Here is a 19,068-nt window from a genome sequence, read left to right on the forward strand (position 1 = left end):
GTTCCGGGGCGCAGAGCCCCACGTTACATCGGCATCAGCAGCATCTGCTTGAGCTGGCTCGGAGAGAGTTCGGCTCCGATGCCGCTCGGCGGAATGCCGTTGGGCAGGCTCACATTGAGCATCGAGTTGGCCGGGATGAAGTCGAGCAGATAGGTGAGCTTGAAGGTGGCGTGCCGGTTGGCCATCAGCATCTCGCCGTTGTCCACCCCGGGACCGATATCGCCGACGCTGACGGTGGTGGTGCCCAGCTCGTTCTTGCCCGGCATGCAGCAGACGAAATTCGTCACCTGTGTCGGCACGTCGGTGGCCGCCGAGCCCACGTTCACCGTCGGCGTCACCACGATGCCCAGGAGATCGACCGACGTGTTGATGTTCATCCCCGTCGGGCTGGATGCGCAGGTGAAGATCATGGTTGCCTCCCGGCCCCTGTCCGCTCGCTACTCGGCGAGCCGGACCTTGAAAGAGTTGTAGTGCTCGGCCACCGCACGGTGCGGATCGGTGCCTTTCACGGTCCCCGTCGAGCCCTCCGAGAATGTGCTGTCGAGATCGACCATGTGCAACGAAGTTTGCTTAAGTTTAACGTTGCGCAGCGAGGCCCCTTCCGCGTGGGCATTGGCGAAGTTGGCATGGCTCAGATCCGCCCTGTCGAAGGCTGCGGCGCGCAGGTCGGCCCGCTCGAACTGGGCGATCGGCATCCGGCAGTCGGCGAACGACGCATGATGGAGCGTGGCGCCGGAGAAGTTCGCCATGTCGAGCTTGCTGCCGGTGAAATCGGCCTGGGTCAGGTCGGCGCCGTTGAAGATCGCCTTGGAGCCTTCGATGCCCGACAGGTTCGCCTGGCGCAGGCTGGAGTCCATGAAGATGGAATTGGCCAGGTTCGCGCCGCGCAGGTCGACCCCGTCCAGATTGGCCTTCATCATGGTGCAGTTTTCCAGGCTCTGGCCCGCGAAGGTGTGGCCTCTCAGGTCGCCGTCGATAAGCAGCACCTGCTGCAGGCGCGTCTGGGACAGGTCCGCCGTTCGAAGGTCGGCCTCGGTCAGGAACACCATCAGCAGCGACGCCGTCCTGAAGACCACGTCGGTGAGATCCGACTGCAGCACCGCGACCGTCTCCAGCTCCGCCGCCTCGAAGCTGGCGCCGGTGAGCGGCGACTTGGCGAACGCGCAGCGCAGCAGCTTCGCCTCGCCGAAATCCGCGCCCGCCAGGGACGTGCCGGCCGTCTGACAGTCGCTCAGCGTGGCCCCGGCGAACGACGCCTCAGCCGCCTCGCAGCTCACCAGCGAGAACCGCGACAGGCTCATCTCGTCGAAGCGGGCTCCGGGCAGATCGCACATCGTGAACGCGGCCTTGTCGAGCCGCGCGCCCCGGAAATCCGCCCCGGACAGGTCGCAGTCGAGAAACTTCGCCTTGGTCAGGTCTTCCCCGTCGAAGCTCAGGCCCGACAGGTCCCGGGTCGGGATCTGCAGACCGTGGAAGAGGTACTCCCTGAGCTCCTCAATCGACAGTTTCCGGCGCGCGAAAGGTGGTCTTGACGAGGTGGGCATGGTGCAGATCCGCTCCGGTGAGCTTGGCCAGCGAAAAGTCGGCGGAATAGGCGTTGGCGCGGCGCAGCGAGGCGAAGGCTAGGTTGGCCTTGCGCATCTGGGCGCCCATGAGGTTCGCTCCGAAGAAGTCGCACTCTCCGAAATTCGCGCGCAGCATCAGCGTGTTGTGCAGCGCCGCCAGCCGGAAGTCCGACCAGCGCGCGTCCGACAGCATCAGGCTGCAGTCCCTGAGATTGGCGCGCAGGAAGCAGCTCTCCTTCAGGTCGGCGGCAAGCCAGCTCGTCTTCACCGCGTGGACGTCGGTGAAGCTCGCATAGGTCATCACGGGCTCGCCGACGAAGCCGCTGGACACCAGGCGGGCCTCGTCGAACACGACCCGCTCCAGATCCGTCTTGATAAAGCCGGCCTTCTCCAGCTCCGCCCCGTTGAAATGGGCCCCGTTGAGCGATCCCTCGATGACGATGGAGCGCACGATCTTCGCTCCGCGGAAGCTCGCATGGGCCAGGTCGCAGCGGATGAAGTTCCCATTGGCGATGTGGGCGCGGTCGAAGTGCACCGACCGGAGATCGAGATTGACCGCCGACCAGCGGATCAGGTGCGCCTCGTTCAGCACGATCCCGGCGAGGGATGTCTCCATCAGGATGGGGTTCTCGATCCGCGCGCCGGTGAAATCGGCCCCGTCCAGAACCGCCGCACCGAAATTGACGTCCTTGAGATCGGCGCGCGCAAGGCGGGCGTTCCTGAGATTCGCGCCCGTCAGGGCCGCCCCGTGAGCGGTGATTCCGGTGAGATTGGCGCCCTCCAGGTTGGCCCCTTCCAGGAGCGTGCCGCTCAGATCCGCGCCGGAAAGATCGGCGCCGGCCAGGTCGGCACCGGCCAGATCACGGCCGGCCAGATCGCCGACCCCGATGTCATCAAGCGCGAGCTTGCCGAGGCGTTTGGCGGTTTCCGGCCCGAACGCCGGCATCGGCGCGGTCGGCTTCGGCACCAGAAGCCGCGTCTTGCGCTGGCCATCGATGGTCATCGGCTCGATGATCGCGAAGACGGCTTCCAGCTCGCGCAGCAGTTCGTCCGGGTCCAGCGGCTCGCGCGACTGGCTGAACTCCGTGATCGACGACAGCAGCGCCTCGAAGCCTTCTCCAGGTTCCCCGGCATCGACCGCAGGCAGGAACTTTCCGATCTGTTTCTCGGTCTGGGCCAGCCGTTGCCGCCCGGCTTCGATGGCATCCGGATCGAGGCCGCTGGCCTCCATGTCGGCCATCATCTCGCGGAATTTCTTCGGCTCGATGACCTCCTTCGCCTCCGCCAGCATGTCGGCGAGCCCCGTCGTCTCCATGCGCTCGGCGGCGCGGGCGAGTTCCTGCCGCGCCTGGTGGAACGGCTGCGCCTCCGGCAGGTCGAGCGCCCGCGCCCGCGCCTTCTCGAACCGCTCCTCTTCGCTTCCCCCGAATCCGTCGGGATTCTCGAACGCGGCCCCCGTCACCATGTCCTTTGCGGCTGCGACCGCGGAGCGGACCTGCTCCTGCTGCTCCGTCGGCCGGGAGTCGAATGTCGGTATGGAGTCGACGAAAGCATCGAGCTCGGCGGTCGTCCTGGCGATGTCCGGCTGCTCGACGTGGAAGTTGGCGAGCGTGCCGGCATATTTCGGATCGGCCTCGATACCCGGCTTGAGATCGGCTGCGCGCGGCATGTCGTCAAAGGCCGTGATGCCCTTCTCGGCCAATTGCCGCTCGCGCAGACCCTCCAGCTCGAGGATGACCGTATCGGCAAATTTCTTCTGTTCGGCCATATCGTCGAGCATGGACGCGAAATCGGCCTCGCCGCGCTCGATCTCCTCCTCCGTCGGAATGGCGACGGGCGGGATCTGCGGAAGCGGCATGTCGGCGATCAGCGCCGGCGGCAGGTCGCGGTCCTCGAACTGCTTGCGAAGCTGGAAGCCCTGCGCTTCCCGGAACGCGTCCATCTGCTGCTGGAAGGCCTCCAGCTTGCTCGCCCGCCGCCGCTCCCAGACCTCCGGGTCGATGCCCGGCGAGAGCTGGTAGTCGGCCAGCAGATACTTGATCTTTTCCTTCGGATCGCGCCGCTGCCGATAGACCTCTTCGTAGTAGCTCACGTCGCGCGGCGGATCGGACAGGCGCTCGTAGGCGATCATCACGTAGGCGACGTCGTCGCCCTCGATGTCCTCGATCTCGGTGGAGCCGCGAAAGGCGACCACCCCCTTGTTGACCGAGCCGAACAGCCAGACCGTATCCAGATGCATGTGCAGTTCGTGCAGTCCCGCCGGCTCCGACGTCCGGTCCACGAAGGCGCGCGCCCGCACCCCCGGCAGCCGCGAATGCACTGTCGGATGGCTCGACGACATGCCGGCCACCCGAACGGGCTCGTCGCCGCGGAAATAGCCGTCGATCTGCTGGTCGGCGGGAGCGGTCAGGAAATAACGGGTGTCGAAGTCCTCCGGATAGCCGGGGAAGTGCGTCTTCATGTAGGCGCGGTCGTAGGTCCCCATGTACTTCCGCCGGATCGGCGCATCGAGGGGATACGGCCCGAACCAGGCCGGATGCGGCGCATCCTCGATGTCGAGGATCGGGTGGGCCGGGTTCTCCAGGTTCGGCAGCGGCGCTTTGTAGCCGGCGTCATAGAGGAGCCGCGCACCGGCCCCACGCCCGACCGGGTTCTCCACGACCCCCTCGCCGCCGAAAGCCCGCTCGGGCACCAGAGGCATGTGGGTGAACGGCACCGGGTCGGTGAACACCGGGCCGTTGTCGCCGTGCACCCAGACCCGGTCGCCGACGACCATCACGCGCTTGGAGACCGGACCGACCTCCGCTTCCACAGTGACTTCCTTGGCCGGATGCCCCCCCGGCGGGATCGCGCTGCCGGCGACGATCACCTCGCCGTTCGGCTTCGGCGTGCCGAAATCGAGCACGGAACCGCCCGGAAGCTGGTCCGCCGCCATCGGCCACAGCCCGGTTTCCATCAGCAGATAGTCCGGCTCGAGAAGGTCGAAGAGCCCGAGCGCCGTGACCGTGAACATCGCCCCCTTGCGATAGGGCGTGCACTTGGTCAGGACGCCGAGCCGCATCGGCTTGATTATTCCCGGCATGGCTTCGTTTCCGTGGAAGACCGGTTCGGCTTGGGGCCGGCCGGCTGGACTGTCCGAACGGACGGAAGGGGCGTTCCGCCGCCAGAGCCTGGCGGCACCGCGCGGCGATCGTCGCACCGGCTGCGGCGCGATCATACCGAAGCCGGTGCGGCTTTTCTCCACCCCTCTCGTCAGGTCGATCAGAAATAGACAGTCCGGCGGAACCGGCAAGGCGCCGGACGGTCATTCCGGGAGGATGTCCGAAATTTAACGCGCGCCACCGGCCGGGCGGACGGTGCGGAAGCCGATGTGGTTGGAGCCGAGCGCCAGTTCCTGGGGCTGGCGCGCCGACGGGCGGAACCGGGCGCAATAGACGGGCGCGCAGAGCCACGACCCGCCCTTGACCGTGACCTGGGGGCCGAGTGCGGTTCCGAAGCGCCGCGCCTCGCCCAGCGTCGGACCGAGCGGATCTGTGGCCGACCCGGCGGGATGTCCGGGGACCCACCAGTTCTGGACGAATTCCCAGACATTGCCGGCCATGTCGTAGAGCCCGTAGCCGTTTGCCTCATAGCAGCCGACCTTCGCCGTACCGTGGGCACCGTCGATCGCCTCGTCCTCGGTCGGGAACGCCCCCTGCCAGGTGTTGGCCTTGGTCCCGTCGGTCTCGTCGTAGGTGTCGCCCCAGGTGTATCTGGCGTCCTCCAGGCCGCCGCGCGCGGCGTATTCCCACTGCGCTTCGGTCGGCAGCGCCCGCCCCGCCCACTGGGCGTAGGCATAGGCGTCCTCGACGGAGACCTGCACCACGGGATGGTGCTCGCGGCCCGCGATCGAGCTTCCCGGCCCCTCCGGATGGCGCCAGTCCGCCCCCTCCACCCAGCGCCACCACCGGCTCACGTCGGTGAAATCGTCGACCGGCTCGGTCGGCGGCGCGAACACCATGCCGCCAGGCTTGAGCAGCGTGTCCGGCAGCTTGCCGCGACCGGCTTCGCCGATCCCGCGTTCGGCAATGGTGACATTCATCCACGAACCGCGCGAACTGGGCGTTCGTCACCTCGGTCCGGTCGATATAGAAATCGGAGACCTCGACGGGGTGGGCCTTGCGCTCCTCTGGCCGTTCGCTGTCGGAGCCCATGAGGAAGCGCCCGCCCTCGATGAAGACCTCGCCGCTGGCCTCCGCCCGCTGCGGGCAGGCCTCGACGGCGACGGCGGCCGGGGCCGCCCGTGCCGGCTGGTCCCAGAGCGTATAGGCGCCTCCCGCCGCCGCAGCCGAAAGGGCCAGCGCGGAAAGAAGAACGGCGTCATGGCGGTTCAGCATCGGGTCGTCTCCGGTCTGGCGGAGAAAAGCGGGAGCGGTGGCCCCCCGCTGCTACGGGTGAGAGCGATCATGGCGCCGGACCGATCCGTCGCGACCGTCAGGGCATTCACTCCGGTCGTGCGGCTTTGTGAGCCCCCGGACGCGGTGTCCTTTTCGGCACTGATCGCGATGTCTCCGGAGTCGTCGACGGGCGGGGTATCCGCCCGCCCGTCGATCGGTTCGATGGACGTCCGTCGGGACGCCTCGGCTTCCGGCCGGTCTACTGCACCATTCCGCTCAAGCTCTGCTCCAGCTCTTCCTGGATCTGATCGACGGAGAAGCTCGCGGCCCGCTGTGAGGGCGGGTACTCCTCGAAGGTGGACAGGAACCGGGCCACTTCGGCCTGCGCCGGCACCAGCAGGAAGGAGTGCTCCAGCACCCAGTCCCAGTAGGTGTTCGACGTGATGTCCGCCCGCTCGTAGGGGTCGGACCGCAGATCGAAGATCTTCGGCACCCGCAGGGCGGTAAACGGCTCGGCCCAGACCTGCATCGTGCCGGGCATGCGCTGCTCCTGGAACACCGTTTTCCAGTTCTCGTACCTCAGGGCGACCAGAACACCGTCGTCATTGAAGTAGAAGAACTCGTTGCGGGCGCTCTCGTCGCTGTCTCCGGTCAGATAGGCAAGCTGATTGTAGCCATCGAGATGGACCTTGTAGTCCTTCCCGTCGATGGACGTGCCGTCCAGCAACCGCTGCTTGATATCGGGGTCCCCGGCCGCCGCCATCAGCGTCGGAAACCAGTCGAGCCCCGAGAAGATGCCGTTCCTGACGGAACCGGGCTCGATATGGCCGGGCCAGCGGATCAGCGCCGGGACGCGGAAGGCGCCTTCCCAGTTGGTGTTCTTCTCGCTGCGGAACGGGGTCGTGCCGGCATCGGGCCAGGAGTTCTGATGCGGGCCGTTGTCGGTCGTGTAGACCACGATCGTGTTGTCGGCGACGCCCAGCTCATCCAGCTTTGCCAGCACCTGGCCGATGAGCGCGTCATGCTCGATCATGCCGTCGGCATACTCGGTCAGCGCGGTGAGGCCCGGCTCGCTGCGGTTTTCCTCGCGCACATGGGTGCGGAAATGCATCCGCGTGGTGTTGAACCAGGTGAAGAACGGTTTCCCCTGCTCCACCTGCCGCTCCATGAAGTCCATCGCCGCCGCGGCCGTCTCGTCGTCGACGGTCTCCATCCGCTTCTTGGTGAGCGGACCGGTGTCCTCGATCTCGCCGTCGGCCGAGGAGCGGATCACGCCGCGCGGTCCGTATTGTTCCCGGAAGGCCGGATCGCGCGGATAGTTGCGGTTCTCCGGCTCCTCCTCGGCATTCAGGTGGTAGAGGTTGCCGAAGAACTCGTCGAAGCCGTGGTTGGTCGGCAGGAACTCGTCGCGGTCGCCCAGGTGGTTCTTGCCGAACTGGCCGGTCGCATAGCCGAGATCCCTGAGGGCGGAGGCGAGTGTCACGTCGTCGTCGCGCAGGCCCAAGTCGGCGCCGGGAAGCCCGACCTTGGAGAGGCCCGTGCGCAGGGTCGACTGGCCGGTGATGAAGGTCGAACGGCCCGCAGTGCAGCTCTGCTCGGCATAATAGTCGGTGAATTTGATGCCATCGGCAGCAATGCTGTCGATGTTCGGCGTCCGATACCCCATCAACCCGAAGCTGTAGGTCGACAGGTTGGTCTGACCGATGTCGTCGCCGAAGATCACCAGGATATTCGGACGGCTCTGTTCCTGAGCTGTGTCCTGTGCCGAACTTTCCTGCGCATGCGCCCCGGATGCCGAGAGTACAGCCACCCCGAGGACGGCGGTGATGGATACGAGCCGTCTCATTGATACACCTCCCAATGCCACAATTTCATGCGACCCACGTACAAAACCTGAGTTTGCCTCGGGGGCATGACAAACAAAAGTAGAGTTATCGGTCATTTTGCGCCAAATGGGAGAGGCGCATGGCTCAGCCACTGCCGCCGATGACGTCTGCCACCGGCATGGGACCGTTGCCGGAATTCCTCGCCGACCTGGGGGGCCGCGAGGCCATCCACCGCGTCTTCGAACGTGCCGACCTTCCCGTCGCCCTGATCGAGATGAGGCAGACGCGGCTGCCCATGTCCGCGCTGGTCCGGCTGTTCGCCGAGGCAACGGACGTGGCCGGCGATCCGCTTTTCGGACTGCGCGTCGGCTTCGCCATGGAACCGGAGGACTACGGACTGTGGATGCGCTACGGCCTTGGAGCGCTCACCCTGCGGACCGCCATCGCCCGCCTGTCGTGCACCATGGCCCTGCATCAGTCCGGTCCGGCGATCACCCTGGGCGGTACCGGTGACATCTTCGTCTGGCGCTACGTGCCGCCGCCATTTCCAGGCCTCGACGCGGCGCACCATGCGGACCACGTCGTCCCGACGATGCTCAAGTTCGCGCGCCGCTATCTGGGGGCCGACTGGACCCCTGCGTGGATCGAGGTTCCTTACGTCCGGGATCCTTACGCCGGATCCAGGGAGGAGAAGACCAGCACCGATTGGCGCTTTGGTGGCGCCGGGATCGGCCTGCCGCTGACACGGGAGGAACTAACCCGTCCCCGTCCCATCGCACCGGATCCGGCCAGTATGTCGATCACCCTCCGGGACGTGCGCGCCGCCATGCGAAACCGCCCCCCCACATTCGCAACCGCCGTCGGCGATCTGATCAGCCTCGCCCTGCTGGAGGGGCGCACCGATATGGACACCGTGGCTGCCCGACTGGATCTGCCGGTGCGGACGTTGCAGCGACGGCTCTCGGAAGACGGCACGACGTACAGATGGGTGCTGGACGGGGTGCGTCGGACCAGGGCCGCGGAGCTTTCGGCCGGCGGCGGTCTGCGGATCGCCAGGATCGCAACGGTACTCGGCTACGCCGATCCCTCCAACTACCGGCGCGCAGCCAGGCGGTGGACGGACTGACCCCGACGGCGACGACTGCAACCGGCCTGCTGTCGGCGAACCAGCCACGCGGACGCGGAGGCGCGCACCGGGCCGGGCTTATCAGAACGCGATCGAGACGTTCAGGTGGCCTTCCCAGATGTCGAGATTGGCCTGGCCGAAGCTTCGGTATGCGCCGCTCGTCTCCACCTGCACCACGTTCGAAAACAGCATCCGGGCGCCGACTTCCAGCGAACCGGCCCAGGGCGACGGCGTCGCCAGCGCCAGATCCCCGGTCAGGATCGCGCCGTCGTTGGGTCGCTCATACTCGTAGTCGATGCCGATTTCCGCGAACGGCATGATCGCGTTGCCGTCGGGAAGAACGAACAGGCGGCTCACTTCCGCGGAGACCGTCGCCACCCCGTAGCCGAAGCTGTCGCCCGGGATCTCGACCGCCACCGGGCGCCCGCGCACCGTTCCGGCGAGATCGTAGGTCTCCGTGTCGATGTACGAATATGTCGCCGTCAGCTTCGGGCGCACGAAGAAGCCGTGCACCATGTATTGACCGTAGAGGTCGACGGTGGCGGTCGCCTGTCGGGTCCGATAGCTGCCATCGAGTACGCTGAGGCTCAGGTCGCTGTCCGACAGTCCGACGCTCAGCGAAGCATCTGCCGCCCAGTGCTGGGATAGCCGGAAGGCCACGTAGGGACCGACCGAGACGCCCTGGGTATCGACTTCCATCGATCCGTCGTAGCCGGTGGTCCGGCCCTGATCGAAAGAGAGGGTCATGCCCAGAATCAGGTTCTCGGTGACGCGCCGGTCGAGACCGATGGCCGCGCTGCCGAGCAGAGATTCCATGTCGAGACCGAAGCGGCGATCGGAGACACCGATCAGCTTTGCATCGGACCAGGCATTCCACAGGCTGACCGGAGTGAGGTCACGGCCGGGCGTGAGCGGCGGCCCCTGCAACAGGGCCGGCACGCAGCGGCGGCGGCGCTCCTCCAGGGCTTCGTCGGACAGCCGCTCGTCGACAGCGTCGAAACACGGATCTTCCGGCACCCCCGCCTGCTCTGCCGCCATTCCTTCGTTCTGGGTCGGAGAAACGGGCCGTGGATAGCCCCCGGGACCATGCGGCTGCGACGGGTCCGGCGGCTGGACCGGCGTGACGGGACGTGAGCCGACGGGAGGAACGACACCACCGGGATCGGTGGGGCCTCCGCCTCCGGGCGGAAGCGTGCCGATCGGCGGAGTGACACCTCCCCCGGGTCGCGACGGCAGCGTCCCGACGGGAGGCACCACCCCGCTCGGTGGACGGCTCGGAACGCCCGGGGTCACGCCACTGGGCGGACGCGTCGCAATCGGCGGGGTCACTCCAGCGCCCGGCCGGGACGGCAGACGCGCGATCGGTGGGGTCGCCCCTCCGCCCGGAAGCGAGGGAAGCTGAAAATCGGGAAACAGGGACCCGATCGGCGGCAAGACGATGCCCGGCAACGTCACGTTCGGCGGCAGAGCGATCCCGCCCCTCTGGTTCTGGGTGTCGATCAGACAGGGTTTGTTGCCGCCGGTGGAAAACAGCCGGTGAGTTCCGCCGTTTCCCGACGAGACGACCGGCGACCGCGACACATGGAGCCCTTTGCGCGCCTGGGACCAGTCGTCGACCACCTGACTGCCCTGTGCAGCCTCGAGCTCGAAATCGCCGGCGACGGTTCCCGATAGCCAGATCGACTGCGAGCTGTCTGTCGAGTTGCCGAGGTAGCGAAGGCCGCCCTGGTCGCGGCAGTTCTGGGCATCAGCGGAGTTCAGCGTCGCATCCACGAGACCCGCCAACGCGAACACGACAACGGCCGAAGACGCCGTTGACGCCGCCCAGCGGAACGTCCCCGCAGTTCGTCCCGAGGACCAATCGGCGGTGGATATGGCGCCGCACGTGGGTTCACCGCTCTTTCCGCTGAAGCAGACGTCCATCCCATCCCTCCAGCTGAAAAAGGCGATTGAATCACCCTCTGCGTGTATCACCATCGGCGATAGACCGTGTGAATGCAAACTGACTGGCCCGTCTTTTCAGGCTGCACCGTGGGCCATGGTGCCGGCGGATGCGCCTGCGGCAGCCCGCGGTGCCGCAGAGGCGGACAACCGGTTTGACCGAACGCGCGTCCACGCGACGTCATAGGTCTAGAGGCGCGACGCATCCTGCCAGGCGATCTTTCGGAACGATCCGCCGGCGATGCCGTCCTGTTCGTCCGCCCCCTCAAGTCAGGTTGCCGGTCGGCCGTCGGGGGTCCCAACCCGTCGGCACCTCGGATTACACGCGTGCCAGAAAGGCCAGCTCATGGGGCTGGATATCGCACGTGATGCGACGACGGATCTCCGGGTCGATCCGATCGTCCTCTTCGGCGTAGAGGTCGCAACCGCGCATGGCCTGGCGCAGATCGATGTCGTTGCCGAGATATTCCAGCACGACCCGATAGCAGGCGATCTCGCGCCCCGACGACCGCGTCACGCCCACGGTCAGCCCGGGCAGAAGTTGCGGCTGATCCTCTTCGTATGGGTAAAGAATGCTGAGCCAGAGCGCGCGACCGATCGTGGATTCCCGCTCGAACATGACGATCTTGTCGCCGGTGTGAACGAAGATGCCGTTGTACTTCTTGACCCGAACCCGCGGATCGCGCGGATAACGTTCCAGGTTGCGGCTGACGATAAAGCCATTCTGTTCGTACACGTGGCATAAGCCGCGCAGAATATAACCTGGATACTCAAGCGGCATGAAGTAGTTGTGGTAGTAGCCCACCTTCTTGAGAAGCGGCTCCACGCTGTCGCTGGTCAGGAAAAGCGTCCTGCGGATTTCTTCGGTGAGTTCGGAGATGTTGGGAGCGATCGGTCTGCGGATGCTGAGGAGCTTCCGGAACGCCTCGTGTCCCATCAGCAGTTCGTAGTCCTCCAGCCCGAAATGATCCGCGATGCGGCGCACGTTGGCGAGACCCGGCCGCGATGTCCCCGCAAGGTATCTGGTGAACTGCTGCCGGTTGATTCCGATCTGGCGGCACACCGCCGAGATCGACCGTCCATAGCTGCACAGCAATCTCAGATTGGCTGGAAGATCCTCGGCGCTCATTTGCTTTCCCCCACATCTGACGCGAATTGACGCTCTTTAGAACACACTTCGCGTCTGCGGCGCCATTGTTATTGTGCACCGCACCCCTTTAGGCTTTCCCCAACGACGAGAGCGGCCCACCGGCCGGAACCACTCCGCTTCCAGAACAGGGGATCGATCAATGACCCAGTTTCGCACCGTACCGCGTCGCATTCCGAAAGGCCGCCGGCTGTTGGCGGCCGGCGCCATGGCGCTCACGGTCTCCGCAACCAGCGTCAGCGCTCAGGAGCTCAACATCCTGACCTGGGAAGGCTACGCCGAGGACGCCTGGATCGATCAGTTCGAGGAAGAGTTCGGCATCACCGTGAACCCGACCTATGTCGGCTCCAACGACGAATACATGGCGGCGCTTGCCGCCGGCGACAGTCAGTACGATTCCGTCGTGATCGTCAGTTCGCTTGCCCAGCCGGCCATCAAGGCAGGCTTCGTCGAGCCGCTCGATCTGTCCAAGATCCCGAACTTCGAGAACGTATCGCCCGAGTTCCGCAGGATCGCGTTCCTGAAGGACGGCGACACCCAGTACGGCGCGCCGTACTTCTGGGACATCCAGCCGGTGACCTATCTCGCCGACGAGGTCGAGGAGTGCAGCTTCGAGGTCCTCTTCGACGAGAAGTACAAGGGCAAGATCGCCATGTGGGACGACGTGTCCACCATCGGCGACGTCGCCAGCTACATGGGCTTTGAGGACATCTGGAACCTGAGCGACGATCAGCTCGAACAGGTCAAGCAGAAGATGATCGAGCAGAAGCCCCTGATCAGGCGCTACTGGTCCACGGGCGGCGAGATCATCGAGCTGATGACCAGCGGAGAGGTCGTCGCCACGAACAGCTGGAGCTACGTCACCGAAGCCCTGAAGGACGAAGGCGTCAACGCAGCGCAGTGCGCCCCCGCGCGGCCCACGGCCTGGCTGGATTCGCTGTTCATCGTGAAGGGGACCGAGCACCCCGAGCTGGTGCACGAGTTCATCAACTTCATGCTGCGGCCGGACATCGCCGCCAAGGTCTATGACGTAAGCGGGTTCAGCTTCACCGTGCGCGAGGCCGAAGAGCATCTTCCGGACGGCGCGCTCGAGGGCACCAACCTCGCCAAGGGCCCGGAGTTCGTGGAGAACCTGTCGTTCTGGGGCGAGATCCCGCGCCGCAGCCGCTATCTGGAGGTCTGGAACGAGGTCAAGGCCGCGACCGTCGAATGAGCGAGGCCTCCTTCCTCCGCCTGGACGGGGTCACCAGACGGTTCGGTGACCTCGCCGCCGTCGACGGGATCGATCTGGACATCCGGCAGGGCGAGTTCATGACCCTGCTCGGCCGGAGCGGGTGCGGCAAGACGACGACGCTGCGCCTGATCGCCGGGTTCGAGCGTCCGACCGCCGGCGAGATCATCCTCGACGGTCGGCGCATCGACCGGGACCCGGCCTTCCGCCGGCCGGTCAACACGGTGTTCCAGAGCTACGCCCTGTTTCCGAACATGACCGTGGGCGACAACGTCGCCTACGGCCTCCGGTTCGACGGCGTGCCGCGGAAGGCCCGGCGGGAACGGGCGGAGGCGATGCTCGACAGGGTCGGTCTGGGTGACCGGTTCGGCCAGCACCCCTCGACGCTTTCCGGCGGCCAGATGCAGCGGGTCGCCCTCGCCCGGGCGCTGATCAAGGAGCCCCAGGTGCTCCTGCTCGACGAACCGCTCTCCGCCCTCGACGCCCAGCTGCGGAAGGAACTTCAACTGGAACTCAAGCGCGTTCAGCGCGAGACCGGCGTCACCTTCATCTACGTCACCCATGACCAGGAAGAGGCCATGGTGATGAGCGACCGGATCACCGTGATGAATGCCGGGCGGATCTGCCAGACCGCTTCGCCGGAGGACATCTTCTCCGCTCCGGCGACCCGTTTCGTGGCGGAATTCGTCGGCCGCTCCAACAAGCTGACCGGCACGGTGACCGCCCACGACGGCGAGCGGCTGGACATTCGCCTCGCGTCCGGCGAGGTCGTCCGCGCCCTGCCGTCACAATCGGTCCCGGCGACCGGCGCCACCGTCCGCCTTATCCTGCGCCCGAAGGACCTCCAGGTCAGCCCGGACGCGGCCGGATCGATATCGGCCACCCTGCGCGACGTGATCTTCCTTGGGGACACCCGCAAGCTGGTCCTGTCGCTCGACGACGGCACGGAAATCGAGATCGACGAGCCTGCCGAGGCCCCATTGCGTTCCCGGCCGGGCGACCGCCTGAGCCTCGCCCTCACCGAGCGACCGGTCCACGTCTTCGAGGCCGACGATGGCTGAAGCCCGGGCGGCACGCATCGACTTGCGCGGACTGACCATGTCCCGCACGACGCTGGTCTGTGCCGGCGCGGCCCTGCTCTACACGGCCGCCTTCATCCTCTATCCCTACGGGCATGTCGGGGTCTTCAGCTTCTGGGCGAAGGACCTCTACTCCATCCGTCCCGACTTCATCCTCGACAACTATCAGCGGATCGTGGAGCGCCCGCTCTATCTGACCGTGATCGGCAACTCGCTGCGGATCGCCACGATGGTCACGCTCGTTTCCGCCGTGATGGGCTATGTCCTGGCCATGTTCCTGGCGCGCTATGCGGGCCGCTGGAAGAACACGCTGTTCATTCTGCTCCTTGTGCCGCTGTGGACCAGCTTCCTGCTGCGCGCCTATGTCTGGAAGATCATTCTCGGCCGCAACGGCCTGATCGGCGGATTTCTCGGCCAGTTCGGCGTCGAGCCGGACCAGCTCGGCTTCCTGCTCTACAGCGACGTCTCGATCGTCATCGCGCTCGTCTATATCTTCGTGCCCTTCGTCGCGATCCCCGTGTTCGCCGCGCTGGAGAAGATCCCGCCGGCCTACGGCGAAGCCAGCGCCGATCTCGGCGCCCGGCCCATCCGCACGTTCGTCCACGTCACCTTCCCGCTGACCGTGCCCTCGCTGCTGGCCGGCTGCACGATCGTGTTCTGCCTGTCGTTCGGCGACTTCATCACCCCGGCGCTTCTCGGCGGCAGCGACAACATCATGATCGCCAACGTCATCATCGGCCAGTTCGGAGCGGCGTTCGACTGGCCCTTCGGCAGCGCGCTGGCGATCGTCGTGCTGGCGACCGTTCTCGTGGTGGTGAGTGCCGCCGCCTGGGTCGGCAACCGCGTCGCGGGAGGACGATGATGTCGGACGGAAAAGGAACCCGCGCCGGCTTCCGCGCCGCCGCGATCCTCATCTACGCCTTCATGTATGTGCCGATCGCGGTGCTGGTGGTGTTCTCCTTTCAGGAGAGCCGCGTGCTGTCCTGGCCGATCGATGCGTGGTCGCTGCGCTGGTATGCGGCGCTTCTCGACGACCACCAGCTGCTCCAGAGCATCGCCAACAGCTTCAAGGTCGCCACCGCCTGCGTCGTGGTCACCACGGTCGTCGGCGTGCCGCTCGCCCTTGCGCTCAGGCAGCTCGGACGCGGCGTGGCCCTGATCCTGGAACGCACCATCCTGATGCCGCTGATCGTTCCGCCGCTGATCACCGGCCTCGCGTTCCTGCTGATCTTCAACCGGTCCGGCCTGAAGCTGTCGCTGCTGACCATCATCATCGGCCAGAGCATCGTCTGGATGCCGCTGGTCGTCACCCAGGTCTACGCGCGGCTCCAGAGCCTCGACGAGGAGATCGAGCAGGCGAGCATGGATCTCGGGGCGAACCGCCTGCAGACCTTCTTCCTGGTCACGCTGCCGGCGATCCGCACCTCGGTGATCGGCAGCGCCCTGCTCGTCTTCACCCTCTCCTTCGACGAGCTGCCGGTCACCTTCTTCCTGACCGGCTCGGAGAACACCCTGCCGATGCACATCTGGTCGATGCTGCGCATCGGCATCACGCCCGAGATCAACGCGATCGCGTCTCTCACCGTGCTTGCCTCGATCCTGCTGATCCTGGCCGGCACCCGCCTCCTGCTGAAGAACGACAAGGCGAAATGAGCACCATGCACCAGGGACTGGACGAAATGACCGCCATGATTCCGGCGGTCGATCTGTCGAAGCGCGAGCAGCTCGCTCTCGTGATCATCGACATGCAGTATCACGACGCCTCGCCCGACCACGGCATGACCCGCGCCTGGGAACAGGCCTATCCGGGCTCGATGAGCTACTACAACGACCGGCTCACCGCGACGACCGTCCCGGCGATCCGGAATCTCCTGAACTATTTCCGCAACGAGAAGCTGACGGTCATCCATCTCGTCATCGGCTCGCCCTATCGCGATCTCCGCGACTGTCCGCCCCGGTTTCGCGCCTGGACCCGCAACATGGAACGGGCCGCCGGCATCGAGGATGTGTGGTGGGCGGAAAACCCGGACTTCGCCGTGATCGAGCCGCTCGCGCCGCTGCCGGACGAGACGGTGGTCCGCAAGACCACGAACGGCGCCTTCAACGGCAGCGAGTTCGACGCCACGCTCCAGCGCATGGGCATCACCAGCCTCGTCATCACCGGGTGCGTGACCAGCGCCTGTGTCGAGACCACCGCGCGCGACGCGGCCGACCGCGGCTACGATTGTGTCCTGGTTTCCGATGCCTGCGCCGACTACGACCCGGACATGCACGACGCCACGATGAAGGCGTTCGCCCTGTACTTCGGCCGCGTGGCCGCCACCGGCAACGAGGTCATCGACGCGGTCACGGCGGGCTCCTCGATCTGATCGGGGGCCGGGGCCCCGATCTGAAACGGGTCCCTCGCCTCCTTCTGCCGCTTCCTGATCCTGGCCGCCGGGACCACCGGCGATCAGACGGCCGGCTTTCGGGAAGGATGGCGCCCCCGTTCTGTTTCACGGCGATTTGCGCTAGGTACGCTTGCAACCCATCTTCCGTGCGCACACCCGATGAACGCGCCTTTTGCAGATGCGGTGGAGCGGGCATCCGGCGCGCAGACGTGGGCGTTTCGGTCGCAGGCGGACGCGAACGGGAACAGGATCGATCATGGTGACGGTTGGCGACAGGGCAGAAATCCACGGAGAATCGGGACTTTTCCCGATCTCCGAGGCGCGCCGCTTCGCCGTCGCCCCCATGATGGATTGGACCGACCGGCACTGCCGCGTCTTTCACCGGCGGCTGTCGCGCCATGCGCTGCTCTACACCGAGATGGTCACCGCCCAGGCCGTGGTCCGCGGCGACCGCGACCGCCTGCTGGGTTTTTCGCCCGAAGAGCATCCCCTTGCGCTTCAGCTCGGCGGCAACGACCCCGGCCTTCTGGCCGAGGCGGCCGCCATCGCGGCCGAGTGGGGCTATGACGAGATCAACCTCAATGTCGGCTGCCCGTCGGACCGGGTCCAGGGCGGGGCGTTCGGCGCCTGCCTGATGGCCGAGCCCGGGCTCGTCGCGCGCTGCGTCGCCGCGATGAAGGCGGCCGTCGCGATCCCGGTCACCGTCAAGTGCCGGATCGGCATCGACGACCAGGATCCGGAGATCGCCCTCGACGCGCTCGCCGACGCCGTGGTCGCGGCCGGCACCGACGCGCTCTGGGTGCATGCGCGCAAGGCCTGGCTGAAGGGGCTCTCGCCCAAGGACAACCGCACCATTCCGCCGCTCGACTACGACCGCGTCTACCGGCTGAAGGCGCGCCTGCCCTCCGTCTTCGTCGGCATCAATGGCGGGATCGCCACCCTCGACGAGGCGCAAACCCATCTCGCCCATGTCGACGGCGTGATGCTCGGCCGCGCCGCCTATCAGACCCCCGCCGTGCTCGCCGGGGTCGACCGGACCGTCTTCGGCACTGAGGCCCCCGAGGCCGATCCCCTGGATGTCGCCGAGGCGATGCGGCCCTATCTCGGCGACCTGGTCGCCGCCGGCATCCGCCCCTCCGCCCTCACCCGTCATATGCTCGGCCTCGTCCACGGCGGCCCGGGCGCCCGTCACTGGCGCCGGCATCTGACGGAAGCCGCACGTCTGCCGGGGGCCGGCGCGGAGGTTCTGGACCAGGCGATCGACATCGTCCGCACCGCGCGGGCGGAGAGGTCCGACGCCACCCGCTCGGCGGCCTGACGCGACTGGATCCCGAAAAATCCGGTGGTCCAGACACCGGCCCCCGAAACCAGGCGTTGATCTAGGCCAATGACAAGGGTTCAATCGACCCCTAGACACGGGTCGGACGGTGGCGCTCGCCGTGCTGTCTCCTGAGAACGCGGAACCACGCACCAGTGCGGCCTTCACGCGTTTCGGAGAGCTGCGCGCAGGCCACCGGGCGGACCAGAACAGATCGGACGCGCCCGGTTCGCCCGGACCGCGATCCGACGTCGAAGGGACGAAGCATGGTCGACGGAAACATCCAGGACATCGCCTACCGGAGCAGCGGCACCGCCCGTCCGACGGTCAGACCGGTTACGCCGGAAGACGTGCGCGACGCCTTCTCCGACGGCATGGCAGACTGGCGCGAGGAGCCCGTGCTGGGCATGGCCTTCGGCCTCGTCTATGCGGTGCTGGGCGCGCTGATCGTCCTCTATCTGGATACCAACTCGAAGGTGAACCTGATCGTCCCGGCCCTGTCCGCGTTCCTGCTGATCGGCCCCGGCATCGCGCTCGGCCTCTACGAGATCAGCCGGCGGCTGGAAACCGGCGAACCGCTGGAATTTTCCGCCGTGCTTTCCGCCGGCATGCGCCACGGGGGCGGCCAGATGGCGCTGCTCGGCGTCACGCTTCTGGTGGTCGCGGTGCTCTGGATGGCAGCCGCCGAGTTCATTCACGCCGCCATTTTCGGCGCCACCGAGTGGACGATCGGCGGGCTCGTCACCGCGATCTTCTCGACGTGGGACGGGTTCCGCTACGCGGTGATCGGAACGGCGGTCGGGGCGGTCTTCGCGGCGGTCACCTTCGCCCTCACCGTCGTCGCCGCGCCGATGCTGCTCGACCGCAACGTCGATGCCGCGACCACGGTGTCGGCCAGCGTGGCGGCGGTGCGCCGCAGCCCGCTCGCCTTCCTGGTCTATGGCGTCCTGGTCACCATCATCATCGCCGCCGGCATGGCCGCGTTCATGATCGGGCTCCTGGTCGCCCTGCCGGTCGTCGGCTTCACCACCTGGCATCTCTACCGGCGCGCCATCACCTGGTGACGCGC

At 66.5% G+C, this 19,068-nt stretch carries 15 protein-coding genes and 1 pseudogene; 8 read left to right on the forward strand and 8 right to left on the reverse strand.

The features are described 5' to 3' along the window. Window positions 1-23: 23 nt before the first annotated feature. The 6 genes and pseudogenes from J2S73_RS19445 to J2S73_RS19470 form a co-directional block, all read right to left on the reverse strand. Window positions 24-410: a hypothetical protein gene (locus J2S73_RS19445; RefSeq protein ID WP_306887343.1), complete on the reverse strand. Its 387-nt coding sequence runs from the start codon at window positions 408-410 to the stop codon at window positions 24-26. Between the two features lie 27 nt (window positions 411-437). After that, a complete protein-coding gene (locus tag J2S73_RS19450; RefSeq protein WP_306887345.1) occupies window positions 438-1,544 on the reverse strand; it encodes a pentapeptide repeat-containing protein in 1,107 nt (368 codons plus the stop codon). Continuing rightward, complete coding sequence (locus J2S73_RS19455; RefSeq protein ID WP_306887346.1) at window positions 1,495-4,647, reverse strand: DUF2169 family type VI secretion system accessory protein; 3,153 nt, start codon at window positions 4,645-4,647, stop codon at window positions 1,495-1,497. Before J2S73_RS19455 ends, J2S73_RS19450 begins: the two co-directional genes overlap by 50 nt. Before the next feature lie 246 nt (window positions 4,648-4,893). Next, entirely contained in the window at window positions 4,894-5,646 is a 753-nt protein-coding gene (locus tag J2S73_RS19460) for an SUMF1/EgtB/PvdO family nonheme iron enzyme (RefSeq protein ID WP_306887347.1), read from the reverse strand. Beyond that, window positions 5,645-5,941, reverse strand: a pseudogene (locus J2S73_RS19465) (formylglycine-generating enzyme family protein); the annotation flags it as partial. The pseudogene J2S73_RS19465 and the gene J2S73_RS19460, both read right to left, overlap by 2 nt. 259 nt (window positions 5,942-6,200) lie before the next feature. Next, window positions 6,201-7,787 (reverse strand): arylsulfatase, encoded by a 1,587-nt coding sequence (locus J2S73_RS19470; RefSeq protein ID WP_306887348.1) that lies wholly within the window; start codon window positions 7,785-7,787, stop codon window positions 6,201-6,203. Window positions 7,788-7,906: 119 nt separating this feature from the next. On the opposite strand from J2S73_RS19470, the gene J2S73_RS19475 reads away from it, so the two are divergent. Then, window positions 7,907-8,893: an AraC family transcriptional regulator gene (locus J2S73_RS19475; protein ID WP_306887349.1), complete on the forward strand. Its 987-nt coding sequence runs from the start codon at window positions 7,907-7,909 to the stop codon at window positions 8,891-8,893. 81 nt (window positions 8,894-8,974) lie between these two features. Here J2S73_RS19475 and J2S73_RS19480 read toward each other — a convergent pair whose 3' ends face one another. Together J2S73_RS19480 and J2S73_RS19485 are read right to left on the reverse strand one after the other, a co-directional pair. After that, window positions 8,975-10,687, reverse strand: a complete 1,713-nt coding sequence (locus J2S73_RS19480) for an autotransporter outer membrane beta-barrel domain-containing protein (protein WP_306887350.1) — start codon at window positions 10,685-10,687, stop codon at window positions 8,975-8,977. Between the two features lie 466 nt (window positions 10,688-11,153). Further along, window positions 11,154-11,963 carry a helix-turn-helix domain-containing protein gene (locus J2S73_RS19485; protein ID WP_306887351.1) on the reverse strand — a complete coding sequence of 270 codons (810 nt, stop codon included), beginning with the start codon at window positions 11,961-11,963 and terminating at the stop codon, window positions 11,154-11,156. Window positions 11,964-12,123: 160 nt separating this feature from the next. Here J2S73_RS19485 and J2S73_RS19490 point away from each other — a divergent pair, with 160 nt between their 5' ends. The 7 genes from J2S73_RS19490 (at window position 12,124) to J2S73_RS19520 (ending at window position 19,063) form a co-directional block, all read left to right on the forward strand. Then, window positions 12,124-13,194, forward strand: coding sequence for an ABC transporter substrate-binding protein (locus tag J2S73_RS19490; RefSeq protein WP_306887352.1), 1,071 nt, complete (start codon window positions 12,124-12,126; stop codon window positions 13,192-13,194). Beyond that, window positions 13,191-14,273 (forward strand): ABC transporter ATP-binding protein, encoded by a 1,083-nt coding sequence (locus J2S73_RS19495; protein ID WP_306887353.1) that lies wholly within the window; start codon window positions 13,191-13,193, stop codon window positions 14,271-14,273. The genes J2S73_RS19490 and J2S73_RS19495 overlap by 4 nt, the downstream gene beginning before the upstream one ends. Beyond that, window positions 14,266-15,153, forward strand: coding sequence for an ABC transporter permease (locus J2S73_RS19500; RefSeq protein ID WP_306887354.1), 888 nt, complete (start codon window positions 14,266-14,268; stop codon window positions 15,151-15,153). The genes J2S73_RS19495 and J2S73_RS19500 overlap by 8 nt, the downstream gene beginning before the upstream one ends. After that, entirely contained in the window at window positions 15,153-15,944 is a 792-nt protein-coding gene (locus J2S73_RS19505; protein WP_306887355.1) for an ABC transporter permease, read from the forward strand. The genes J2S73_RS19500 and J2S73_RS19505 overlap by 1 nt, the downstream gene beginning before the upstream one ends. Then, on the forward strand, window positions 15,941-16,660 hold the full coding sequence (locus tag J2S73_RS19510; RefSeq protein WP_306887356.1) for a cysteine hydrolase family protein: 720 nt from the start codon (window positions 15,941-15,943) through the stop codon (window positions 16,658-16,660). Before J2S73_RS19505 ends, J2S73_RS19510 begins: the two co-directional genes overlap by 4 nt. Before the next feature lie 364 nt (window positions 16,661-17,024). Beyond that, window positions 17,025-17,999, forward strand: coding sequence for a tRNA dihydrouridine(20/20a) synthase DusA (gene dusA / locus J2S73_RS19515; RefSeq protein WP_370874474.1), 975 nt, complete (start codon window positions 17,025-17,027; stop codon window positions 17,997-17,999). A 266-nt stretch (window positions 18,000-18,265) separates the two neighbouring features. Next, window positions 18,266-19,063 carry a DUF2189 domain-containing protein gene (locus tag J2S73_RS19520; protein WP_306887358.1) on the forward strand — a complete coding sequence of 266 codons (798 nt, stop codon included), beginning with the start codon at window positions 18,266-18,268 and terminating at the stop codon, window positions 19,061-19,063. Window positions 19,064-19,068 lie beyond the last annotated feature (5 nt).

It is taken from the genome of Amorphus orientalis (genome assembly GCF_030814015.1).
Classification (GTDB): domain Bacteria; phylum Pseudomonadota; class Alphaproteobacteria; order Rhizobiales; family Amorphaceae; genus Amorphus; species Amorphus orientalis.

Excerpts from the sequence above, each read along its gene's own strand:
- J2S73_RS19500 (WP_306887354.1), top strand. The coding sequence starts at position 14,266 with ATGGCTGAAGCCCGGGCGGCACGCATCGACTTGCGCGGACTGACCATG.
- J2S73_RS19505 (WP_306887355.1), top strand. The coding sequence starts at position 15,153 with ATGTCGGACGGAAAAGGAACCCGCGCCGGCTTCCGCGCCGCCGCGATC.
- J2S73_RS19455 (WP_306887346.1), bottom strand. The coding sequence starts at position 4,647 with ATGCCGGGAATAATCAAGCCGATGCGGCTCGGCGTCCTGACCAAGTGC.
- J2S73_RS19475 (WP_306887349.1), top strand. The coding sequence starts at position 7,907 with ATGGCTCAGCCACTGCCGCCGATGACGTCTGCCACCGGCATGGGACCG.
- J2S73_RS19510 (WP_306887356.1), top strand. The coding sequence starts at position 15,941 with ATGAGCACCATGCACCAGGGACTGGACGAAATGACCGCCATGATTCCG.
- J2S73_RS19490 (WP_306887352.1), top strand. The coding sequence starts at position 12,124 with ATGACCCAGTTTCGCACCGTACCGCGTCGCATTCCGAAAGGCCGCCGG.
- J2S73_RS19460 (WP_306887347.1), bottom strand. The coding sequence starts at position 5,646 with ATGAATGTCACCATTGCCGAACGCGGGATCGGCGAAGCCGGTCGCGGC.
- J2S73_RS19470 (WP_306887348.1), bottom strand. The coding sequence starts at position 7,787 with ATGAGACGGCTCGTATCCATCACCGCCGTCCTCGGGGTGGCTGTACTC.
- J2S73_RS19485 (WP_306887351.1), bottom strand. The coding sequence starts at position 11,963 with ATGAGCGCCGAGGATCTTCCAGCCAATCTGAGATTGCTGTGCAGCTAT.
- J2S73_RS19450 (WP_306887345.1), bottom strand. The coding sequence starts at position 1,544 with ATGCCCACCTCGTCAAGACCACCTTTCGCGCGCCGGAAACTGTCGATT.
- J2S73_RS19495 (WP_306887353.1), top strand. The coding sequence starts at position 13,191 with ATGAGCGAGGCCTCCTTCCTCCGCCTGGACGGGGTCACCAGACGGTTC.
- J2S73_RS19445 (WP_306887343.1), bottom strand. The coding sequence starts at position 410 with ATGATCTTCACCTGCGCATCCAGCCCGACGGGGATGAACATCAACACG.
- dusA (WP_370874474.1), top strand. The coding sequence starts at position 17,025 with ATGATGGATTGGACCGACCGGCACTGCCGCGTCTTTCACCGGCGGCTG.
- J2S73_RS19520 (WP_306887358.1), top strand. The coding sequence starts at position 18,266 with ATGGTCGACGGAAACATCCAGGACATCGCCTACCGGAGCAGCGGCACC.